This window comes from Microbacterium sp. NPDC077663, from assembly GCF_044542795.1.
Classification (GTDB): Bacteria; Actinomycetota; Actinomycetes; order Actinomycetales; family Microbacteriaceae; genus Microbacterium.
This window is the reverse complement of the sequence record NZ_JBITVE010000001.1, coordinates 170,340-191,642: the sequence shown is the minus strand read 5'-3', so window position 1 is coordinate 191,642 and position 21,303 is coordinate 170,340. Positions and strand designations below refer to the sequence as shown.

The window sequence follows — 21,303 nt, the reverse complement described above, 5'->3', positions numbered from 1 at the left end:
GGCTGAACCGGTCGGCTCAGCCCTGCTCGAGCACCTCGAGGGCGTCGTCGATGGGCCCGTCGAAGACGATCTTGCCCTTGCGGATGACGACGCCGCGCGAGCAGAGGCTCTTCACGATGTTCTTGCTGTGGCTGACGATCATCATCGTCACGCCCTGGTCGGCGAGTTCGCGCAGCTTCGCATCGCACTTGGCGCGGAACGGCGCGTCGCCCACGGAGAGGACCTCGTCGACGAGCAGGACGTCGAGCTCGACGTGGATCGCGACGCTGAACGCCAGGCGCATGAACATGCCGGAGGAGTAGTGCTTGACCTCCTGGTCGATGAAGTCGCCGATGCCGCTGAATTCGACGATCTCGTCGTAGCGCGCTTTCGTCTCCTTCTCGGTCATGCCGAGGATGGCCGCGTTCAGGAAGACGTTCTCGCGCCCGGTGAGGTCGGGGTGGAAGCCGGCGCCGACCTCGATGAGCCCCGCAACACGGCCGCGGGTGAAGACGCGCCCCTCGTCGGGTTCGAGGACACCCGACACCAGCTTGAGCGTCGTCGACTTGCCGGAGCCGTTCAGGCCCATGATCGCGACCGACTCCCCCTCGGCGATCTGGAACGAGATGTCGTCGAGCGCCTGGAACTGACGGGAGCGCGTGGATTGGCGCTTGATGACGCTGATGAAGGCGTCCTTCAGCGAGCGGGCGGACCGCTTGTTGAACCACTTCGAGACGTGCTCGACGATGATGCGGGGCTGGGCTTCGGTGGCGGTACGAGTCGACATCACAGATCCTGGGCGAAGGTGCGCTCGGCGCGACGGAAGACGAGCTGACCGACGACGAGCGTGACGAGGATGACGCCGACGGACGCGACGACGTGCCACCCGAACTCCGGCGGCCAGCCGAGGTTGGCGGGCGCGGGGGATGCTTCGTCGACGACGGGCAACGCACCCCAGAACGCGTGGTGGAACATCTCCACGGCCACCGCGAGCGGGTTCGAGATCCACACGTGGAACAGCCACCGGAATCCCTCGGTGCGCTCGTAGACCATCGCCCACGTGTAGAGGACGGGCACCGACCACGTCGCGATCGTCCGGATGATGTCGACGGTGTTGCTCGCATCCCGGAATCGCACGTTGAGGGCCGCGAAGAAGAGGCCGAGACCCGTGACGAACAGGAGGACCAGCAGCATCCCGAGCAGGACGAGCCCGATCGACGCGAAGCTCGGCAGCCAGCCGAACAGCAGGCTCACGATGACGAGCACCGCGAGCTGCGGAAGGAAGTGGGTGAACGCCCCGATGATCGCGGCGAGGGGGAACAGCTCACGCGGCAGGTAGATCTTGCGAACGAGCGCACGGTTGCTGACGATCGACTGCGTCGCCGCGCCGAGCGTCTCGTTGAAGAGGTTCACGAGGACCAGCCCGCTGAACAGGTACAGCGGGAACGCCGGCACGCTCCTGTGCAGGCCCAGGATCTGACCGACGACGAGGAAATACACGAGGAACTGGACGGTCGGCCGGACGTACGACCAGAACCATCCGAGCACCGAGTTGCGGTATCGCAGGGACGTGCTCTTGCCGATCAGCAGCCGGAGGAGGTAGCGGTACTCGAAGACGTCGAGGATGCCGCGTCCACGTCCAGGCGTGTCGAAGGCGCTGTAATCGATCTGTGTCACGGGTTTCCTTGCGAAGGCGGGTGCCGTTCAGGCCGTCGATCATCCTATCCGACGGTTGCTGAGCGACCTCCGGCCCGGCTCGTGTCGCGTCAGCGGAGGAAGTCGCTGCTCACCCAGCCGGTCTTGCCCTGATAGGTGGTCTTCCGCCAGATGCCCGACGACGCGGTCACCGTGACCTTCGTGCCCTTCGGGATGACGACCATGACCTTGCCCGAGGTCGACGGCTGGTCGCGGAGGTTGAGCGCCGCGGTGGTCGTCTTGACGCTCGTCGCCGGAGCGGCGTCGAGCTTCTTGAGCTCGGAGTCCCGCATCCACCCCTTCGTCGAGCCCGCCGTCACCGCACGCCAGATCCCGAACGTGTCGTGGACGGTGACCTTCGTGCCCGCCTTCAGCGTCGACAGCACCTTGCCCGAGGCGGATGCCGTCGCCCGCAGGGGCGTGGACGCGATGACCTGCCGATCCTGACCCGCGATCGCACCGGGGTTCTTCGCCGCCAGCTTCGACGTGAACACCCACCCCGTCATCCCGTCGACCGTGATCTGCGTCCGATCCCCCGAGACCGCCAGAGCCTTCACCGTCGTGCCCTTGCGCAGCGTCGCCTGGATCGTCGCCGACGACACCGACGGCGTCATGTTCGTCGTCGTCGCCAGGTACATCGTCTTCGTGGCCGGAGCCGCCGAGACCGCCTTCAGCTCGGAGTCCCGCATCCACCCCTTCGTCGAGCCCGCCGTCACCGCACGCCAGATCCCGAACGTGTCGTGGACGGTGACCTTCGTGCCGGCCTTCAGGGTCGTGAGGACCTTGCCGGATGCCGACGCGGTCGCCCGCAGCGGGGTCGCCGCGATGCTCTGCCGTTCCTGGCCAGCGACCGTGCCGGGGTTCTTCGCGACCAGTTTCGAGGTGGTCACCCAGCCCGTCATCCCGTCGACGGTGATCTGCGTACGGTTGCCCGACACGGTCGATGCGCTCACCGACGTGCCCTTGCGCAACGTCGCCTGGATGGTGGTCGACGTCGCCGACGGCGCGACGTTGTCGGGCGCCGAGAGGTACATCGTCTTCGCGATCACCTGCAGCTCGGAGTCCCGCATCCACCCCTTCGTCGACCCTGCGGTGACCGCACGCCATGCACCGAACGTGTCGTGCACGGTGACCTTCGTGCCCGCCGTGAGCGTCGACAGGACCTTTCCGGAAGCGGATGCCGTCGCCCGCAGCGGCGTCGCTGCGATGACCTGCCGGTCCTGACCGGAGATCCCGCCGGGGTTCTTCGTCGACAGCTTCGACGAGAACACCCACCCCGTCATCCCGTCGACCGTGATCTGCGTCCGGTCCCCCGACACGGCCAGCGTCGTGACGGTCGTCCCCTTGCGGAGCGTCGCCTGGATCGTCGCCGACGACTCGGACGGCGTCATGTTCGTCGTCGTCGCGAGGTACATCGTCTTGGCCGGCGGGACTTCCTGGACCGTCATGTAATCGCTGTGCGACCAGTAGGTCGAGCCCGCCACCTGAATGCGCCACCAGACGCCGTAGATCCCCGTGCGCTGGTACTTCTGACCGGCCGTGATCGACCGCACGCCCGTGGTGCACGCGGTGGACGGCGCCTTGCGGGCGTTGAGGTTCTGCGAGATGACGGTGATCGTGCCGCCGGCCTTCGTGATGCTCGACTCAGTCGGCACCGCGCACGGGTTGCCGGAGGGCGTTCCGCTCGCGATCGAGAGCGAGGACTTCGCGATCCACAGAGACTTCGACCCGACCGTCGCCCGCACCCACGATCCGTACGTGCCGGTGACCGTGAGCTTCGTCGAGGCCCCCACCGCGCTCGAGCCCGCAGAGCACAGTGTGCTCGGCGCCGTGCGCGCGGTCGTGCCGGACGTGACCGTCGCCGCCGTCGATGCCGGTACGACGTCGGCGGCCTTGGGTGCGGTGCAGGCGTCCACACGGGCGGCGGCTCCCGACCCCCAGCGGTTCACCTCCGGGGCGAACCACTGGACGTAGTAGTTGTAGAAGTTCCGGTTGCCGTAGCTCGAGCATCCGTCGCCCGTCGCATAGCCGGCTGCGAGGGCCGCAATGTTGGGGCGGTACGGCGTGTAGATGTAGAGGTTCGCCGTCGCCTGGTTCTTGATGAGCACCTTCGACGTGCCGCACGCACTATTGGGATGCCACTTGACCGTGGCCACCTGACCGGCCCGATAACCGTACTTCGTGGGGTTTTTCGCGTAGACCTGCTGCTGACGGGCGCCGAGGTGCACCTGGTTGAAGAAGCCGGCGGATGCCGCGCTGCACGGCGCGGTGTCGGGGCAGTTCATGCCCATCGCCGCGCGGTAGCTCCACTCGCTCGGCTTCGTCGAGGTGACCAAGCCCTGCTCCTTCTGAAGCATGACGAGGATCACCTTGGGGCTGATGCCGCAGGCCTTTCCGACGGTGACGATGATCTCGGAGGCGCGCACCTTCTTCTTGGCCGGGATGGCGGCGCAGTAGGCGTCCTTCGCCTTCGCCGGCATGTCCGCGGTGAAGTTGCGCAGGCACGTCGGTCCGGTCGTCGCCTTGCACGAAGGCACCCGCGCCTCGAGGAAGCTCTGCGCCTGCGCGGCGGTCATCGAACCGCCGTTGAAGAACTCCGCGTCGCTGATGATGAATCCGCCGTCCTCGATGGTCGAGGGCAGCTTCGGATCGGCCGCACTGGCGGCGGTCATCGGCACGACGGCCATCAGCACACTCAGCGACAGGACGGTCGCCAACAGCATCGCCAGGCTCCGCAGCGGTTGACGGGACACGGAGACTGTGAGGCGCATGTGAACAGTGTTACTGATGTCGCGCTGTGTTACCAGTCGTGTCTGGAGATGAGATGAACGACACGCCGCTCGCGCAGCGTTCCCAGCCGCGTCAGAGCTCGGCGTGAAGCTGCCAGACCCGCTCCGCGGCCCCCACCCAGCTGAAGGCCCGCCCGCGATCGGCGGCGAGGACGCCGAGGCGCTCCACCGCAGCGGTCGACGCGAGAGTCGCGGCCAGCTCTTCACCGAGCGAGCCGGCATCACCCGCGGCGTAGGCGGCTCCGTCGAGCAGCACCTCCCGGTGGGTCGCGCTGTCCGCAGCCACGACCGGCACACCGAGACGGAGGGCATCGAGAGTCCGCCAGGGGTAGGTGCGCGCGTCCGACGGCGCGAGGAACGCCACGGCACCGGCGAGCACGGCGGCGCGGTCGGGCGCCTCCAGATGACCGCGCACGTGCAGGCGGCGTTCGGGAAGGCCCGCCGCTGCGGCGAGCTCGGCGATCGCCGGTTCCTGACCCTCGGGCGCGTCGATCACCACCACCGCGGTGTCGCGACCGGACGTCGCGACGGCCTCGAAGCCGGTGCGCAGACGCGCGGATGCCGCGGCCGAGCCGGAGAGGAGGACGTACCCCTCGGGCACGTCGAGGTCGCGTCGGCGTCCGACCTCGTCGGTGGGGACGCGCAGAGCGCCCTCGGGCGCACCCGCGATCACCCGGATGCGATCCCCGAGGGGTTCCAGCTCGGCGACGCGGTGCGCGAGCTCGTGCGTCGGGACGACGACGGCGTCGGCGTGGCGGACGGCCCGGCGCAGCATGGCGCGGGCCCAGGCGGCATCCGCTCGGGAGACCTCGTCGGGGTGGTCCCACGGACGGACGTCCCACAGGGTCACGACGGTCTGATCGTGATCGTGCACGCGATCATGGCGCACGAGGGGGGCGGCGAGGGTGGCGGAGTGGATGAGACCGTCGCCGGCGCCGGCCCGGAGTCCGCGCCGCCACAAGGCCGCCGCGGCGGCGGACCCGACGGGAAGGCGGTCTGCGGCGGTCACCCCCTGCGCGGTGAGGGTGTCGTCGGCCGCATCGCCGGGGATGATCGCCCGCACCTCGCATCCACTCGGCGCCGTCTCGACGAGGGCGGCCGCGAGCTCCCTCGACGCGACGACGAGGTCGGGATCGGTTCCCGGGGCGGACGGGTCGAACACGAACCGCAGCGTGGTCGTCATCGGAGATCCCTGTGCGCGCTCACGGCGCGGTCGTCGGTGTCGGTGTGGGCGGATGCAGGAGCTGCTGGACCTCGGACTGGATCTTCGCCCAGTCCTCGGCCGTGGGGTCCTCGGGGTTGATGTTCACGCCCTTCGGCGTCAGTTCGAGGTTCTGGACCTCCTGATCCTTCGCCTTCACACCGAGGTCCACCAGGTAGGGCAGCAATGAATCGGGGATGTCGGTCTGAACGAGGTTCTTGCCCGCCGCGACGACCTCGCTGAAACGCGTCAGCACCGTGGAGGGCGTCGCCTGTGCGAGGATCGCCGTCTGCAGCTCCCGCTGCCGCCGCATCCGATCCCAGTCGCTGGTCGTGTACCGGGACCGCGCGTACCACTGGGCGGTGTCGCCGTCCATGACCTGGGTACCCTCTTCGATCCACCCCGTCGCCCACTCCTCGGCCGGCTGATCCTTATAGCGCGGACCAGGACCCTCGGGGAGACGCTCCTTGACGGTGATCGTCACCCCGCCGAGGGCATCGACGAGATCCGCGAATCCGTGCATGTCGATGAAGACGTGGTACGGGATCTTGATGCCGAGGATCCCCTCAGCGGCATCCTTCGTCGCCTCGACGGCCGGCGTTGAGTTCTGCGCCGCGGCGTCCGGGTACAGGCTCGCTCCGCGATCCTCGCGACACACTTCGACGGCGTTCATGAGCTGGTTGATCCCCGACGACCACCCGCACGTCGACGAGGTGTGCCCTTGGAACCCGTCCGGGTACAGGTCGCGCATCGGCCCGTCCGAGAAGGGGACGTGGCGGAGGTCGCGCGGGATGCCGAAGATCGTCACCGCGCCCGAATCCGCATTGACCGACACGACCGAGATGCTGTCGAAGCGCATGGAGTCGCGGCCCTGACCACTGTCCGCGCCGAGCAGCAGGAAGTTGTAGTAGCCGTCCGACGGCGGAACGCTCGGGCCGGACGCGAAGATCGACAGTCCCGACCGCAAGGGCGCGACCACGGACTGCGCGGTGTAAGCGGCGGCCGACGCGGGCACGAGCGCCAGGATCAGGGCGACGACGGAGACCGCAGCGCGGGTACGCCCCGGCACCCGCCGGAGCTGAGCCAGTCGCAGGGTGTCGACCGTGAGGACCACCCATAGCGCCGCGTACGCCCAGAGCAGGACCTGGGCGAGGGTGAGCGTCCACCAGGAGGCGACGAGGGTCGTGAGCATCGAGCGCCACATCAGTGCGAGCAGCACCGTCGCGACGAGGAACACCCACATGATGATCGACGCGACGATGCCCACGCGGCCGAGGCGACGGTTGCCGGCGAGGATCTGTGCGGATCCGGGGAACAGGAAGTTGGATGCCGCGAGCCACCACGCACGCCGGGACATCATCCCCGGGGCCGACGCGTCGGGATGGCGTAGCGGCCGCTCTTCGACGAGAGCACGCTGGGGCGTCGCCCGCGGCGGGCTCAGGACGCTCATGCCCACTCCCCCTGCCGACGACCGGTCACAGGGACTCCTTCAGGCGCCGATTCTTCTCCTCGACCTGCGCCTCGAGGTCGGCGGCGTACGCCGCGACACGGTCGGCGATCGTCGCATCCGCGGCGCCGAGCAGACGCGCCGCGAGGAGCCCCGCGTTCTTCGCGCCGTTGATCGACACCGTGGCGACGGGGATGCCGGCGGGCATCTGCACGATGCTGAGGAGGGAGTCCAGTCCGTCCAGCGTGGACAGCTGCACCGGGACCCCGATGACGGGAAGCGTCGTGACCGACGCCAGCATGCCGGGGAGGTGGGCCGCACCGCCGGCGCCGGCGATGATCGCGCGCAGACCACGACCACGTGCCTCTCGCCCGTAGCGCAGCAGCTTGTCCGGGGTGCGATGCGCCGAGACCACCTCGACCTCGTGAGGGATGCCGAAGTCGCTCAGCGCCTGCGAGGCGTCCGACATGACACGCCAGTCCGAGTCGGACCCCATCACGACGCCGATGAGCGGAGAGTCGGACGAGTGCAGGGGGCTGTTCACTCGATCAAGGCTAGGCGCGGGAGCTTGGAGAACCCCGGAACGGCACGGGTCAATCCAGGAAGAACGCGGCCGCGGCGCGCGCTTCGTACACGACCGTGTCGAGGTCGTCCCCGGCGACGTTGACGTGCCCGACCTTTCGACCGGGGCGCGGGTCCTTGCCGTAGGTGTGCACCTTGGCCGAGGGATGCGCGGCCAGCGCATCGGGCAGCCGCTCGCCGAGGGATCCCTCCGACGGACCTCCGAGGATGTTGACCATCACCGCGTGCGGTGCGCGCATCGCCGTGTCGCCGAGCGGCAGGTCGAGGACCGCGCGGAGGTGCTGCTCGAACTGGCTCGTGATCGCACCGTCCTGCGTCCAGTGGCCGCTGTTGTGGGGACGCATGGCGAGTTCGTTGACGAGCAGCCGCTCATCGCCGGTCTGGAAGAGTTCCACCGCCAGCATCCCGGTGACGCCGAGGCCGATGGCGATCGCCTCGCCGATCTCGGCGGCGACGACCGCGAGGCGGCCGGCGGAGTGGGGGGCGGGGGCGATGGCCTCGGCGCACACACCGCCCTGCTGGACGGTCTCCACGACCGGATAGACGAGGAGCTCCCCCGAGGGGCGACGGGCCACCTGCTGCGCGAGCTCGCGGGTGAAGGCGACGAGCTCCTCGGCGAGGAGGGCGGCACCGTCATCTAGCGCGTCGAACCAGTCCGAGGCCTCGGCGGCGGAGGAGACCACGCGCACCCCCTTGCCGTCGTACCCGCCGCGCGGTGTCTTCACGACGGCTCGGCCACCGTTGTCGGCGATGAAGGCGTCGAGGGCGGCGGCATCCGTCACCGCAGCCCACTCCGGCTGGGGCAGCCCCAGCTCCGCCAGCTTCGTGCGCATGTCGATCTTGTCCTGCGCGTACGCGAGAGCATCGGGCCCGGGGTGCACGGCGACGCCCGCGGCCACGAGTCCGCGGAGGACGTCCTGCGGAACGTGCTCGTGATCGAACGTGATGACGTCGACGTCCGCAGCGAAGGCGAGGACCGTGTCGAGGTCGCGGTAGTCGCCCACGGCCGTCGCGGCCAGGCCCGCGGACATCCCGGGCTCCTCCGCGAGGACGCGGACACCGAGCCCCAGCTCGACGGCGGGCGCGATCATCATCCGCGCCAGCTGACCGCCTCCGACGATTCCGACCTGCAGTGCCATGCGTCTCCTCCCGACCACGACATTCTCCCGCATCCGGGAGCACGCCCGACGACCGTCAGTCGTCCGAGGCGATGACCGGAACGCTGTGGGAGTCGCGATGGGCGAGGATCTGGCTGACCTCGACCTGATCGGACAGCGTCTCGTGGACGAGACGCACAGAGGGGACGTCGATGAGCCGCACCGGCTCGTCCACGCCGTTGGCGAGGGTGAGCGTGCCGCTGCCCCAGATGCGCTGGATCGGACCGCGGCGCTCGGAGATCGTGTACCCGCGGGCATGGGGGATGTCGACGCGTCGGCGTTGGAGGAGCCCCGCCCGCTCGATGACGCGCCGCGTGGTGACGGTGTAGGTGTGGGACAGCCACCGGAGGTACGGCATCACCACGAGCAGGAGGATCAGGGCGGCCGCGGCGACCCACAGCATCCAGTCCTCCCAGGGCGACACGAGGTTCCCGCTCAAATAGCCGGTCGCGCCCGCCACCGCGATCAGCACGATCGCCGACCAGACGAGGCGACGCCCGTGCCGCCGGAAACGGGCGATCACGAGCTCGGGCGCCGCGGCGCCCGGTGCGGGCGTCCGCGGACGTCCCGGGTACGCGGTCGACTGGCTCACGCCACCATCATGGCGCGCCGTCGATCCACGGTCCCGCCGACGCGCCCATCGCTCACCGGACGTGCACGACGTCGCCGGCCGAAACCGCGTGGACGACGCCTGCGGCCTCCACGGTCAGTCGACCGTCCTCGTCGATACCGCTCGCCACCCCGATGAGGGTCGAGTCGTCGGGAAGCGAGACCGAGACCTGTGCGCCGACGGTGAGGCACAGCTCACGCACCTCGTCCTTGGCGGCATCCGCCGTCGTTCCGCCCACGGCGAGCGCTGCGATCGCGTCGCGGAGGCCGGTGAGGTAGTCGCCGAGGAGCTGGTCCTCGTCCGCCGTGAGCGCGAGCGCGGCGAACGAGGTCGCGGTCGGCACCGGCAGTTGCGCGGCGGTCATGCGGGTGTTGACACCCGCGCCCACGACGACCGTGTGCGGGTCGCCGGGCATGACCTCGGCGAGGATGCCGCAGATCTTCAGCCCGCCGACGAGGACGTCGTTCGGCCACTTGAGTCCGACCTCGCGGTCGCCCAACTGCGCCCGGACGGCCGAGGTCATGGCGGCCCCCGCCACCAGCGGGATCCAGCCCCGCTCTGCGACCGGGACCGCGTCGACGCGGAGCAGCACCGATACGGCGAGGGCGGAATCGGGCGGTGTGACCCAGGTCCGGTCCAGCCGGCCGCGACCGGCGGTCTGATCGCGGGTCACCACGACGGACAGATGCGGGTGCCCCTCGGGGTCGTCGAACGCATCCGTGAGGAGCTTCTTGTTGGTCGAGTCGACACTCGGTGCGATGTGCAGGCGGGGGCTGACCGCGGCGGCACGGGGGTATCCGTTCTCGGGGATCGACATGCCGCCACCCTAGACGCGCGACCGCGGGTCCGGTCGCGGCTTGACAGGGCGGATGGTGAGGGATGCCACAGCGGATCGGCCCACCGGTTGTCGCCGGTATCCAACGCCGCCGAGGACCCGCTCGCTAGGGTGGAACGCGTGACCGATCAGCCCGACCTCTTCACGACCGCCGGCAAGATCGCCGACCTCCGTGCCCGCTACGAAGAAGCCGTCGTCTCCGCCGAGGAGACCGCCCGCGCCAAGCAGGGCGCGAAGGGGAAGCTCACCGCTCGCCAGCGGATCGAGCTGCTCGTCGACCCCGGCTCGTTCGTCGAGCTCGACGAGTACGTCCGGCACCGCACGACCGCCTTCGGCATGGACCGCTCCCGCCCGTACGGCGACTCCGTCGTCACCGGCACCGGGACGATCCACGGTCGCACGGTCGCCGTGTACTCGCAGGACTTCACGACCTTCGGCGGCTCCCTCGGTGAGGTCGCCGGCGAGAAGATCATCAAGGTCATGGAGCTGGCCCTGCGCAGCGGCATCCCGATCATCGGCATCCTCGACTCCGGCGGGGCGCGCATCCAGGAGGGCGTCGTCGCCCTCGGGAAGTACGGCGAGATCTTCCGCCTGAACACGGCCGCGTCGGGCGTGATCCCGCAGATCTCGCTCATCATGGGCCCCGCCGCCGGCGGCGCGGTCTACTCCCCCGCCCTCACCGACTTCGTGATCATGGTGGACAAGACGAGCCAGATGTTCGTCACCGGTCCTGACGTCATCAAGACGGTCACCGGCGAAGACGTCGGCATGGAGGAGCTCGGCGGCGCGCACACCCACAACACGCGCTCGGGTGTCGCGCACTACCTCGCCGAGGACGAGGACGACGCGATCGACTACGCGCGCACCCTGATCAGCTTCCTGCCCGACAACAACATGTCGGACGCCCCGGGGTACGAGTCCGGCTTCGAGTTCGAGACGACGGACTCCGATCGCGTGCTGAACACGGTCATCCCGGACTCCCCCAACCAGCCGTACGACATCCACGAGGTCATCTCGCACATCGTGGACGAGGGCGACTTCCTCGAGGTCCAGCCGCTGTTCGCCCCCAACATCGTCATCGGCTTCGGTCGCATCGAGGGGCGGACGGTCGGCATCATCGCGAACCAGCCCTCGCAGATGGCGGGGACGCTCAACATCGACGCGGGCGAGAAGGCCAGTCGTTTCGTGCGGTTCTGCGACGCCTTCTCGATCCCGATCCTCACCCTCGTCGACGTCCCCGGATACCTCCCCGGCACCGACCAGGAGTGGACGGGAGTCATCCGCCGCGGCGCGAAGCTGCTCTACGCCTACGCCGAGGCGACCGTGCCACTGGTGACCGTGATCCTCCGCAAGGCGTACGGGGGCGCGTACATCGTCATGGGTTCCAAGCAGCTCGGCGCCGACATCAACCTCGCGTGGCCGACCGCCGAGATCGCGGTGATGGGCGGCCAGGGAGCGGTCAACATCCTGTACCGCGGCGAGATCAAGCGGGCCGAGGAGGCCGGCGAGGACGTCGCGGCCGTCCGCACCCGCCTCGCCAACGAGTACACCTACAACGTGGCCTCCCCGTTCCTCGCCGCCGAACGCGGCGAGCTCGACGGGATCATCGAACCGGCGCAGACCCGCGTCGCCGTCGCGAAGGCGCTCCGCGCCCTGCGCGGCAAGCGTGCGAGCCAGCCGGCCAAGAAGCACGGGAACATCCCGCTGTGACCGAGGCGGACGACGCACGCTCGGACGCGCCGCACCTCCGCCTGCGGCGCGGCTCGGCGACTCCGGAGGAGCTCGCCGCGGTCATCGCCGTCGTCAGCGAGTCGCTCGCGCAGGAGGCGAGCACCGCCGTCGCGGAGGACCCCCTCGTCTCGGCGTGGCGGATCTCGGCCCGAGGAGTCGGGAACGACCTGCGTCGCGATGTGCCCTGGGGTCATTGGGCGGGCTGACACCTCGAGTGTCCCCCAAAGTACCTACAGACACTCTTTTCGCGATCAGAGAGACTAATACCGCTGGAACGCTTCTGCGTTCTGTCGATCCGTATCCCTCAGAGCGCGGATCGACATTGTGCGGGTCGGTTTTCGGGTAACCACTCGCATGGCGAGGGGCGGGCGGCTTCGCCGCTCCTCGCCTCTTCTTCGTCCGGGGCGGCTCGCGTCAGGCCGTGGGACGTTCGACCGCGGGCCGCGGGTGGGCGATCTCGTGCCACAGGTCGACGACCTCTTCGCCGTCCGGGTCGTCACGCCTGCGAGAGCGTCCCACGACGGTGACTGCGACCCGAGGGTGCGGCGAGGTGCGGATGTAGATCCGTTCCGACGACGCGCCGTTCAGGGCGTCGGCGAGGTCCGCCCGGATCCGGTCGAGCGCGGCGGGGCCGGCGGCATCCAATCCACCCTCATCGAGCACTGTGACGGTGCTGCCCCGCAGTCGCGCCTCCTGCAACCGCGCGCGCACCGCCTCATCGAGCAGGCGCGGTCCGCGCAGCTCGTCGCGGAGAGAGCCTTCTGCGACGCGCGCGCGCTCACGCTCCTCGGACTCGAGATCGCCGTCCGATTCGATGGTGCGGATGAGGATGGGGCCCGCGACCGCCAGCGCTTGCTGGACCCGCACGCGACGTTCCCGGCGACGGCCCTCTTGGCTCGCGAGCCACTCGAAGGAGCGACGCTGGATGCCGGTGAGCTCGGCCGTGTCGACCGCTGCGCGATCGACGAGCCGCGTGAGCAGCTGCGCGGCGACGACCCAAACGGCGGCACCGACGAGCCCGAGGGCGAGGGAATCGAGGATGCCGATCCAGAACGACGACGAGATCCCGAGCAGGACCACGCCGATCCAGGCCACGAGGGGACGACGACGGACGGCCGCGATGGTCAGGAGCGCACCGATTCCGCCGAGGCTCCAGGTCGCGAAGGTCGCCAGTCGCTGGTCCTCGTCCACAGCCACCCATGTCGCGAAGGGCACGGCGACAGTGGTGAAGAGCACCAGCAGGCACAGCCACAGCGGGAGCGACGGTCCTCGCGGCAGCCCGTCGGGTTCGGTTGCCACCGGGGGCGGTGTCGCGCCCGGTGATCGAGGCGTCACGCCCCAGAACACGCAGAGCCAGGTCGTCACGAGGTAGAGCGACAGACCGGCGATGAACAGGGCGGGCTGGGCGACCGGTGCCGTCCAGACGAGGCCTCCGACGGCCAGGTAGGAGGTGAACACGACTGCGACGATGGACAGTCCGGTCTGGACGCGCACGTTCATCGCGGGTACTCCCAGCGCAGTTCGACAGCGGTTCCCCGACGCGAACTGCGCACCAGAGCCTGCCCGCCCACCGCGGCGGTGCGCGCCACGATCGAACCGCTGATCCCCAGGCGGTCCTCGGGAACGGCGTGGACGTCGAAGCCCTTGCCCGTGTCGACGACCCGGACGACGACCCTCCGGTCGTCGGCGCTCACCTCGACGTGGAGGCCTGCGGCGTCGGCGTGCTCGACGGAGTTGACGATCGCCTGATCGGCGGCGAGGACGAGGGCTCGGGCGACGCGACCCGGCAGCGGGTGCGAGCGCGGATCGACACTCACGCGCAGGTCGAGGTCGAGGTCGTGCTCACCGGCCGCGTGGCGCAATCCGTCGACGATGAACGTGGGGTCGACCGGCTCGTCCGGCCCCTCCTCGGCTTCCCGATCGGCGTTGGCCAGCCGGGTGAGCGCATCGCGGGCCATCGCCACGGCGAGATCGCGCTCCCGCGGGGTGGATGCCCGCTCCGCGGCGATGAGCGCCGCCAGGACGCTGTCGTGCATGAGGGCGGCGACCGAGATGCGTTCCTGTTCGACGGCGTCGGCGGCCGCAGCGGCGGCATACGAGCGCACCGCTTCTTCTCTGGTGCGATCGAGCCGCTCCGCGAGGAGGCGCAGCATCCACCCGATCATGATCATGACGACCGCCAGGATGATCGCGTACACGACCTGACGGGAGACCAGGATGAGGCTCTGACCGTCGGCACCGATCTGGATGAGCCGCACGACCCCGTAGAGCACGGGGATCAGGGCGCACCACACGTACTGCAGCCAGAGCGGGAAGACGAGGGCGGTCGCCACCGTCGCGACGTTGAGGAGGTACCAGATCCACGGCTCGCCGACCGCGGATGCCTCACGCCCGGCCGTCGCGATCGGCCAGACCACGAGCACGAGGGGGAACACCCCGGCGAAGACGGCTGCCGGGCCGCGGTAGAAGCGTCCGAAGACGCCTGCGGCGATCATCAGGATCAGCGGGCCGAAGGTGACGACGGTGAGCACCAGATTCCACGTCGGTGTCTCCTGCGTGGAACCGACGGCGTGGAACAGGGACTGGAAGCCGAGGATCGCGCAGCCCACGGACACGACGAGCGCGAGGATGCGCTCGACCCGTTCGCGGGAGAAGAAGGTCGAATCGGGTGGGATGGTGAGGGTCCCGGCCGTCGCGACCTCAGCTGCCACCGGGTTCCTCCGCCACGAGACCGTCCTCCATCGCACGGCGCAGCAGGTCCACTTTCGTGGGAGCGGGGCGGCCGACCTCGACGTACTTGACGCGCACGCGCGTGATGTTCTCCTTCGCCGTCGAGTAGGCGACACCGAGGCGCTCGGCGACCGTCTTCAGCGGCAGTCCCGCGGCGTACAGCCGCAGCACGTCGCGCTCCCGCGAGGAGAGTTGCGCGTCGGCGAAGGCCCGGTCGCCGTCCACGGCGGACGCCCACTCCACGTTGTCCAGCGCATGCCCGTGAGCGACCGTGTCGATCGCCCCGATGACATCGTCGATGCGCGAGGCCTTGCTCACGACCCCTGCCGCACCGGCGACGAGAGCCTCGCGTACGGCTGCGGGCCGGTCGGCGACGCTGTGGATGATCACGGGCGAACCGTCGTGGACCAGACGGCTGACGTTCTCGGTCACGGTCGCCCCGTCGCCGAGCATGAGGTCGAGGACGACGACATCGGCGGGGTGCTCCTGCGTGAGCGTGCGCCAGTCCAGGTAGGCGGCCACGCTCTCACCCGAGAAGACGACACGCATGTGGTCCGTACGACTGCACGCGGCCTCGAGGCCGAGCCGCACGGATTCATGGTCGTCGATCAGGGCGACGCGGATCATGCGCTCACCATAGCCGTCACCGAGTCACCACGGCGATCGCCTCGACGTGGTGCGAGTGCGGGAACAGATCGAAGGCGCGGACCGAGGGGGTCGTGTACCCGTGTGCGGCGAAGGTACCGAGGTCGCGGGCGAGGGCGACGGGGTCGCAGGCGACGTAGACGATCCGTGCCGGCGACAGTCCGACGAGGCGCTCGACGACGTCGCGGCCGGCTCCCGCCCGAGGCGGATCGAGGACCACGGTGCCGCGCGCGAGACGGGCACGCTGAGCGGGCGTCGCCGTCTCGGCGAGGTTCGCGAGCCAACGGTCCACCCGACCGGTCTCGGCTCGGGCACCGATCCACGCGGCCAGGTTCTCGCCCGCGTGCTCGGTCGCCCGGGGGTCGGACTCGACCGAGGTGATCCGGGTGGCGGGGCCACCGACACCCGCGACGGATGCGGCGAGCAGGCCGACCCCGCCGTACAGGTCGAGGTGCCAGCCGTCGGGGTCGACGCCGTCGGCGACGGCATCCGCGACGGCATCGTGGAGGGTGCCTGCGGCCAGGCGATGGACCTGCCAGAAGCCCCCCGCATCGACGCGGAACTCGCGGTCGCCGACCGTCTCGACGACGACCTCGCGAGCGGCGGGATCGACGGGAGCCGGCCGGCGCGACCGTCCCGGCTCGGCGCGCGGGATGACCCGGACCCGTCCGTCGGCCGGCTGGACGAGGTCGAGGCGCCCGGCGGAACCGCCGCGGCGGCGGCTCGCCGCACGGGCGATGCCGGCGGTCGCCAACGGCAGATCGTCGACCGGGATCACGCGGTGGCTGCGAGCGGCGAAGGGACCCACCCGCCCTTCCTCGTCGACGTGCAGGCTCACGCGCGTCCGCCAGCGGGTGCCGTCTTCGGACTCTTCGACGATGCGGTCGGGGCCCGGTTGCGGGAGCGGGGGCTCGATGGTGACGGGAGCAGTGGAGCCGGCGAAACGGGCGAGTGCGTCGCGGAGGACCTCCGCCTTGAGTTCCCGTTGGTGGGCGAGGGCGATGTGCCCGAAGTCCGCACCCCCGGGACGGGACTCGGGCGGAGTGCTGACGTCGGCGGGCGCCCAGACGTGGGGGCGGCGGTGCGGCGAGGCATCCAACACGTCGACGGTGTCCCCCCGCCAGAACGACGCCTTGCGCGTGTCTGTGAGCGCGACGCGCACCCGCTCGCCGGGGATCGCATCGGAGACGAAGACCACCCGGTTCTCGTGCCGGGCGACGAAGACACCGCCGTGTGCGACGGCCGTGATCTCGAGGTCGAGGAGGTCTCCGGGTTGCATCCTTCGATGCTGTCACACCGGGTCGCACCGAGCCGTCAACGAACCCGGCTCGCGCAGCTAGCGTGGACGGTATGCGTGTGTGCCTCGCCTCCACCTCACCCGCCCGGCTCATGCTGATGCGCCAGGCCGGCATCGAACCCACGACCCGGTCGCCGCAGGTCGATGAACAAGCGGTGATCGCCGCGGTCGAGGCGCAGGAGACTCGCACCCTGCCGCCCGAGGAGCACGTCCTCCTCCTCGCGCGGCGCAAGGCCGCGGATGTCGCGGCGACGGTCGCCGCCGAGGGCTTCGAGGGGATCGTCGTGGGCGGCGACTCCATGTTCGAGCTCGACGGCGAGATCCTGGGCAAGCCGTACGCCCCCGAGGCGGCACGGGCCCGGTGGCGGTCGATGCGGGGCCGCACCGGCGTCCTCCACTCCGGTCACAGTGTGTTCCTCCTCCGCCCAGGAGCGGAACCGGTCGAGGCACACGCGGTGGCCGCGGCATCCGTGTCCTTCGCCGCCGATGTGACGGATGCCGAGATCGACGCCTATGTGGCGACCGGTGAGCCCCTGCTCGTCGCCGGCGCGTTCACCGTGGACAGCCTCGGCGGTGCGTTCATCGAGCGGGTCGACGGGGACCCGTCGACGGTGGTGGGGATGTCGCTGTCGACGGTCCGGCGGCTGGTCCGGGAGCTCGGTGTCGAATGGACCTCGCTGTGGAACCGGGCGGACAGCGCGTCCGCTTAGTGGACTCCGCGACACGAAACCTCGATGATCTTGTGCGAGTGATCCAAAGGAGCCGTCTCACTCCTGGGTAGGCTCGAAGCCATGCCTGAGAGCGTGACCCCCGGAATCTCGAAAGTGCTCATCGCCAACCGTGGCGAGATCGCGGTGCGCATCATCCGCGCCGCGCGCGACTCGGGGAAGTCCTCGGTGGCCGTCTACGCCGATCAGGACCGCGATGCGATGCACGCGCGCCTGGCCGATGAGGCCTACGGCCTCGGCGGCTCGACGAGCGCCGAGACCTATCTCTCCATCGAGAAGATCCTCTCCGTGGCGCGCCGCTCCGGTGCGGACGCCGTGCACCCGGGCTACGGCTTCCTCGCTGAGAACGCTGATTTCGCGCGCGCCGTGATCGGTGCCGGTCTCATCTGGATCGGCCCCTCCCCCGAGGCCATCGAGGCGCTCGGCGACAAGGTCACCGCGCGCCACGTGGCCGAGAAGGTCGGCGCGCCGCTGGCTCCGGGCACCCCGGGCCCGGTCGAGGGAGCGGACGAGGTCATCGCTTTCGCGCGCGAGTTCGGTCTGCCCATCGCCATCAAGGCCGCCTACGGCGGCGGTGGGCGCGGTCTGAAGGTCGCGCGCGAGTTCGACGAGGTCGAGGAGCTCTTCGAGTCCGCGACGCGTGAAGCGATCGCGGCCTTCGGTCGCGGCGAGTGCTTCGTCGAGAAGTACCTCGACAAGCCGCGTCACGTCGAGACGCAGTGCCTCGCGGATGCCGCGGGCAACGTCGTCGTGGTGTCGACCCGCGACTGCTCGCTGCAGCGCCGCCACCAGAAGCTCGTCGAAGAGGCGCCTGCCCCCTTCCTCACCGCGGAGCAGAACGAGATCCTGTACTCCGCGTCGAAGGCCATCCTCACGGAGGTCGGCTACGTCGGCGCGGGCACGTGCGAGTTCCTCATCGGCGCCGACGGGACCATCTCGTTCCTCGAGGTGAACACCCGCCTGCAGGTCGAGCACCCGGTCTCCGAAGAGGTCACCGGCATCGACCTCGTCCGCGAGCAGTTCCGCATCGCCGAGGGCGGCACGCTGGACTACGACGATCCGGAGCCGGTCGGCCACTCGTTCGAGTTCCGCATCAACGGCGAGGACCCGGGCCGGGGGTTCCTCCCCGCTCCCGGCGACATCCACGTCTTCAAGACCTTCGGCGGGCCCGGCGTGCGCCTGGACTCGGGTGTCACGGCGGGCGACAGCGTGTCGGGTGCGTTCGACTCGCTCCTGGGCAAGCTGATCGTCACCGGTCGCACCCGCGAGGAGGCCCTCGAGCGGTCCCGTCGCGCCCTCGACGAGTTCGAGGTCGCCGGGATGCCGACGGTGCTGCCCTTCCACCGCAAGGTCGTCCGCGACCCCGCGTTCACGGCCGAGGACGGCGCGTTCGGCGTGTTCACCCGCTGGATCGAGACCGAGTTCCACAACGACATCCCCGCCTGGGACGGCGAGGCGGGACCCGCCGCCGAGCCCGAGGGACGGCACACCGTCGTCGTCGAGGTCGGCGGCAAGAGGCTCGAGGTGAGCCTTCCCGACCGACTCGCCCACACCCCCGCCGCGGTGGGTCGACCCGCGGTCGTCCCCCCGTCCCGCCGATCGCACGCCGCGAGCGCCGTTTCGGGCGCGAGCGGCGACGCCGTCGCCTCGCCGATGCAGGCCACGGTCGTCAAGATCGCGGTAGAGGAGGGACAGCAGGTCGTCAAGGGCGACCTGGTCGTCGTCCTCGAAGCGATGAAGATGGAGCAGCCCATCCAGGCGCACAAGGACGGCGTCGTCGGTGCGATCAACGCGCAGCCGGGCACGACCGTGTCGGCGGGACACCAGCTGCTCACCATCTCCTGACGCCCTGTACGGCGGGAGCCGTCGCCCCTAGGGTGTGCGCATGAGGAGTCTGCGTGCGCGGATGATCGCGCTCCCCGCGCTGGCGCTCCTCCTGTCCGGATGCTCGGGGACGCCCACCGTCGACGCCGACGCCGCGGCGACGTGGTTCGCCACCGTCGACGACGAACCCGTCGCCGACGCTGCCGCCGTCGTGGGGATGAGGGTCGGCCCGGGGAGCTCGGGCGACGTGAGGGCGGAGTTCCACGATCCGGTCCGGATCGCCGGGGCGGATGCCCGGTGTTACGGCGGCGACGACGTGACCGCCGACGTCACCGTGAACCTGATGACCGCGGACGGCGGACAGATCACGGTGACCCAGGAGGTCGTCTGCGACACCGAGCCGCACCGCATCCCCTTCGCCGACGTGTCCACGCGGGCCGTCTCGGCGTCGGGGACCGCCCCGGTGTCGACCTACCTGCACGTGACCGCCGTCGCCGACGGCTGACGCGCAGCCGTCAGCTGTAGGTGTCCTCGTCGCGCGCGACCTGGTGCATCGCGCGCGTGGCGTCGGTGATGCTGCCCGACAGCGACGGGAAGACGGCGAAGACGCGGGAGAGCTGGTCGACGGTCAGGCGCCGCTCGACGGCGATGGCGATCGGGTAGATCAGCTCCGACGCGCGCGGGGCGACGATGACGCCGCCGATCACGGTGCCCGAGCCCTCGCGGGCGATGATCTTCACGAAGCCGTCCTTGACGCCCATCATCTTCGCGCGGGCGTTGGCGGCGAGCGGCAGCTTGTGCACGGTGCCGTTGACCGCGCCCGACTCGATGTCGCGCTCCTGGCGGCCCACGGTCGCGATCTCGGGGGCCGTGAAGATGTTCGCCGTGACCCGCTGCTTCTCGAGCGGGATGACGGTGTCGCCGAGGGCGTGGAAGACCGCCATGCGCCCCTGCATGGCCGCGACGGAGGCGAGGGGCAGGAACGTCGTGCAGTCGCCGGCGGCGTAGATGTTCGGGACGGAGGTGCGCGCGACCCGGTTGACCTGGATGTGCCCCGAGTCGGTGAGCTGGACGCCCGCGTCCTCCAGACCGATTCCCGCGGTGTTCGGGATGGAACCGACGGCCATCAGACAGTGACTGCCCTCGACGGTGCGGCCGTCGGACAGGGTCGCGACGACGCCGTCCTTCGTGCGCTCGACCTTCTCGGCGCGCGATTTGGACAGGACCTCCATGCCTCCGCGCGTGAAGACCTTCTCGATGACGGCGGCGGCATCCGAGTCCTCACCGGGGAGGACCTGATCGCGGCTCGAGATGAGCGTGACCTTCGAGCCGAGGTTCATGTAAGCGCCCGCGAACTCGGCACCGGTGACACCCGATCCGACGACGATGAGGTGCTCGGGCAGCGACGACATGTTGTAGAGCTGCGTCCAGGTGAGGATGCGCTCCCCGTCGGGCTTCGCGCTGTCGAGCTCACGGGGCGACGCGCCGACCGAGACGACGAGGGTGTCGGCTTCGACGCGGTCGAAGTCGGTACCGCCGGGACCCGTCGACACGACGACGGCGTGCGTGCCGTCGAGGCGGCCGTGTCCGGAGATGATGCGGACCCCGGCATCCACCAGCTGCGCGCGCTGATCGTCGGACTGCTGACGGGCCAGCGACAGGAGCCGCTTGTTCACCGCGCCCAGGTTGATGGCGATTTCGGGCTTGAGCGGTTTGCCGCTATCGCCGCGCGCGAACAGCTGCACCCCGAGATCGGAGGCGCCGCGGATAGCCACGGCGGCGTCGGCAGTGGCGATGAGGGTCTTGGAGGGGACGACGTCCGTGATGACCGCGGACCCGCCGATGCCGGCCCGTTCGACGAGGGTCACCTCGGCCCCCAGCTGGGCCGCTGCGAGAGCCGCCTCGTATCCGCCGGGGCCGCCGCCGATGATCGCGACGCTCTGGGTGGTCTCGAAGCTCACAGACATGCGCACCATTCTTCCAGTCCGCGGGGTCCCCGTGCGCCGCGACGCGGTGCGCGCCGTGTGGCCGAGCGGTGCCGCGGTTCCTAGAG

At 70.1% G+C, this 21,303-nt stretch carries 19 protein-coding genes; 5 read left to right on the top strand and 14 right to left on the bottom strand.

Going from position 1 to position 21,303, the window contains the following annotated elements; genetic code table 11:
- Positions 1 to 16: 16 nt before the first annotated feature.
- The 9 genes from ACIGEP_RS00880 to ACIGEP_RS00840 all read right to left on the bottom strand — a co-directional run bounded on the left by ACIGEP_RS00880 (position 17) and on the right by ACIGEP_RS00840 (position 10,277).
- Positions 17 to 766 (bottom strand): ABC transporter ATP-binding protein, encoded by a 750-nt coding sequence (locus tag ACIGEP_RS00880; RefSeq protein ID WP_396659749.1) that lies wholly within the window; start codon positions 764 to 766, stop codon positions 17 to 19.
- Positions 766 to 1,656, bottom strand: coding sequence for an ABC transporter permease (locus tag ACIGEP_RS00875; RefSeq protein WP_396659748.1), 891 nt, complete (start codon positions 1,654 to 1,656; stop codon positions 766 to 768). Before ACIGEP_RS00875 ends, ACIGEP_RS00880 begins: the two co-directional genes overlap by 1 nt.
- Before the next feature lie 89 nt (positions 1,657 to 1,745).
- Positions 1,746 to 4,445, bottom strand: a complete 2,700-nt coding sequence (locus ACIGEP_RS00870) for an SH3 domain-containing protein (protein ID WP_396659747.1) — start codon at positions 4,443 to 4,445, stop codon at positions 1,746 to 1,748.
- Between the two features lie 91 nt (positions 4,446 to 4,536).
- Complete coding sequence (locus ACIGEP_RS00865; protein ID WP_396659746.1) at positions 4,537 to 5,646, bottom strand: glycosyltransferase; 1,110 nt, start codon at positions 5,644 to 5,646, stop codon at positions 4,537 to 4,539.
- Positions 5,647 to 5,665: 19 nt separating this feature from the next.
- On the bottom strand, positions 5,666 to 7,114 hold the full coding sequence (locus tag ACIGEP_RS00860; RefSeq protein WP_396659745.1) for an LCP family protein: 1,449 nt from the start codon (positions 7,112 to 7,114) through the stop codon (positions 5,666 to 5,668).
- A 25-nt stretch (positions 7,115 to 7,139) separates the two neighbouring features.
- Positions 7,140 to 7,607, bottom strand: coding sequence for a 5-(carboxyamino)imidazole ribonucleotide mutase (gene purE / locus ACIGEP_RS00855; protein WP_396660984.1), 468 nt, complete (start codon positions 7,605 to 7,607; stop codon positions 7,140 to 7,142).
- 97 nt (positions 7,608 to 7,704) lie between these two features.
- Positions 7,705 to 8,832 carry a 5-(carboxyamino)imidazole ribonucleotide synthase gene (locus ACIGEP_RS00850; RefSeq protein WP_396659744.1) on the bottom strand — a complete coding sequence of 376 codons (1,128 nt, stop codon included), beginning with the start codon at positions 8,830 to 8,832 and terminating at the stop codon, positions 7,705 to 7,707.
- Positions 8,833 to 8,887: 55 nt separating this feature from the next.
- A complete protein-coding gene (locus ACIGEP_RS00845; RefSeq protein ID WP_396659743.1) occupies positions 8,888 to 9,442 on the bottom strand; it encodes a PH domain-containing protein in 555 nt (184 codons plus the stop codon).
- 52 nt (positions 9,443 to 9,494) lie between these two features.
- On the bottom strand, positions 9,495 to 10,277 hold the full coding sequence (locus ACIGEP_RS00840; protein ID WP_396659741.1) for a biotin--[acetyl-CoA-carboxylase] ligase: 783 nt from the start codon (positions 10,275 to 10,277) through the stop codon (positions 9,495 to 9,497).
- Positions 10,278 to 10,415: 138 nt separating this feature from the next.
- Here ACIGEP_RS00840 and ACIGEP_RS00835 point away from each other — a divergent pair, with 138 nt between their 5' ends.
- Complete coding sequence (locus ACIGEP_RS00835; protein WP_396659740.1) at positions 10,416 to 12,005, top strand: acyl-CoA carboxylase subunit beta; 1,590 nt, start codon at positions 10,416 to 10,418, stop codon at positions 12,003 to 12,005.
- A complete protein-coding gene (locus tag ACIGEP_RS00830) occupies positions 12,002 to 12,232 on the top strand; it encodes an acyl-CoA carboxylase subunit epsilon (protein WP_396659739.1) in 231 nt (76 codons plus the stop codon). The genes ACIGEP_RS00835 and ACIGEP_RS00830 overlap by 4 nt, the downstream gene beginning before the upstream one ends.
- A 208-nt stretch (positions 12,233 to 12,440) precedes the next feature.
- Here ACIGEP_RS00830 and ACIGEP_RS00825 read toward each other — a convergent pair whose 3' ends face one another.
- Genes ACIGEP_RS00825 through ACIGEP_RS00810 form a run of 4 tightly spaced genes read right to left on the bottom strand, consistent with a single transcriptional unit; the run spans position 12,441 to position 16,680 of the window.
- Positions 12,441 to 13,526 (bottom strand): hypothetical protein, encoded by a 1,086-nt coding sequence (locus tag ACIGEP_RS00825; protein ID WP_396659738.1) that lies wholly within the window; start codon positions 13,524 to 13,526, stop codon positions 12,441 to 12,443.
- Positions 13,523 to 14,737 (bottom strand): sensor histidine kinase, encoded by a 1,215-nt coding sequence (locus ACIGEP_RS00820; protein WP_396659737.1) that lies wholly within the window; start codon positions 14,735 to 14,737, stop codon positions 13,523 to 13,525. The genes ACIGEP_RS00825 and ACIGEP_RS00820 overlap by 4 nt, the downstream gene beginning before the upstream one ends.
- Complete coding sequence (locus tag ACIGEP_RS00815; RefSeq protein ID WP_396659736.1) at positions 14,727 to 15,383, bottom strand: response regulator; 657 nt, start codon at positions 15,381 to 15,383, stop codon at positions 14,727 to 14,729. Before ACIGEP_RS00815 ends, ACIGEP_RS00820 begins: the two co-directional genes overlap by 11 nt.
- A gap of 16 nt (positions 15,384 to 15,399) precedes the next feature.
- Positions 15,400 to 16,680: a class I SAM-dependent RNA methyltransferase gene (locus tag ACIGEP_RS00810; protein ID WP_396659735.1), complete on the bottom strand. Its 1,281-nt coding sequence runs from the start codon at positions 16,678 to 16,680 to the stop codon at positions 15,400 to 15,402.
- Positions 16,681 to 16,751: 71 nt separating this feature from the next.
- On the opposite strand from ACIGEP_RS00810, the gene ACIGEP_RS00805 reads away from it, so the two are divergent.
- From ACIGEP_RS00805 to ACIGEP_RS00795, 3 genes are all read left to right on the top strand, one after another.
- The gene (locus ACIGEP_RS00805; protein WP_396659734.1) at positions 16,752 to 17,408 is read left to right on the top strand and encodes a Maf family protein; all 657 of its coding nucleotides are present in this window, start codon (positions 16,752 to 16,754) and stop codon (positions 17,406 to 17,408) included.
- 81 nt (positions 17,409 to 17,489) lie between these two features.
- Positions 17,490 to 19,271 (top strand): acetyl/propionyl/methylcrotonyl-CoA carboxylase subunit alpha, encoded by a 1,782-nt coding sequence (locus ACIGEP_RS00800; RefSeq protein WP_396659733.1) that lies wholly within the window; start codon positions 17,490 to 17,492, stop codon positions 19,269 to 19,271.
- A gap of 40 nt (positions 19,272 to 19,311) precedes the next feature.
- The gene (locus tag ACIGEP_RS00795) at positions 19,312 to 19,755 is read left to right on the top strand and encodes a hypothetical protein (RefSeq protein WP_396659732.1); all 444 of its coding nucleotides are present in this window, start codon (positions 19,312 to 19,314) and stop codon (positions 19,753 to 19,755) included.
- A 10-nt stretch (positions 19,756 to 19,765) separates the two neighbouring features.
- On the opposite strand, the gene ACIGEP_RS00790 is transcribed toward ACIGEP_RS00795, so the two are convergent.
- Entirely contained in the window at positions 19,766 to 21,226 is a 1,461-nt protein-coding gene (locus ACIGEP_RS00790; protein WP_396659731.1) for an NAD(P)H-quinone dehydrogenase, read from the bottom strand.
- Positions 21,227 to 21,303 lie beyond the last annotated feature (77 nt).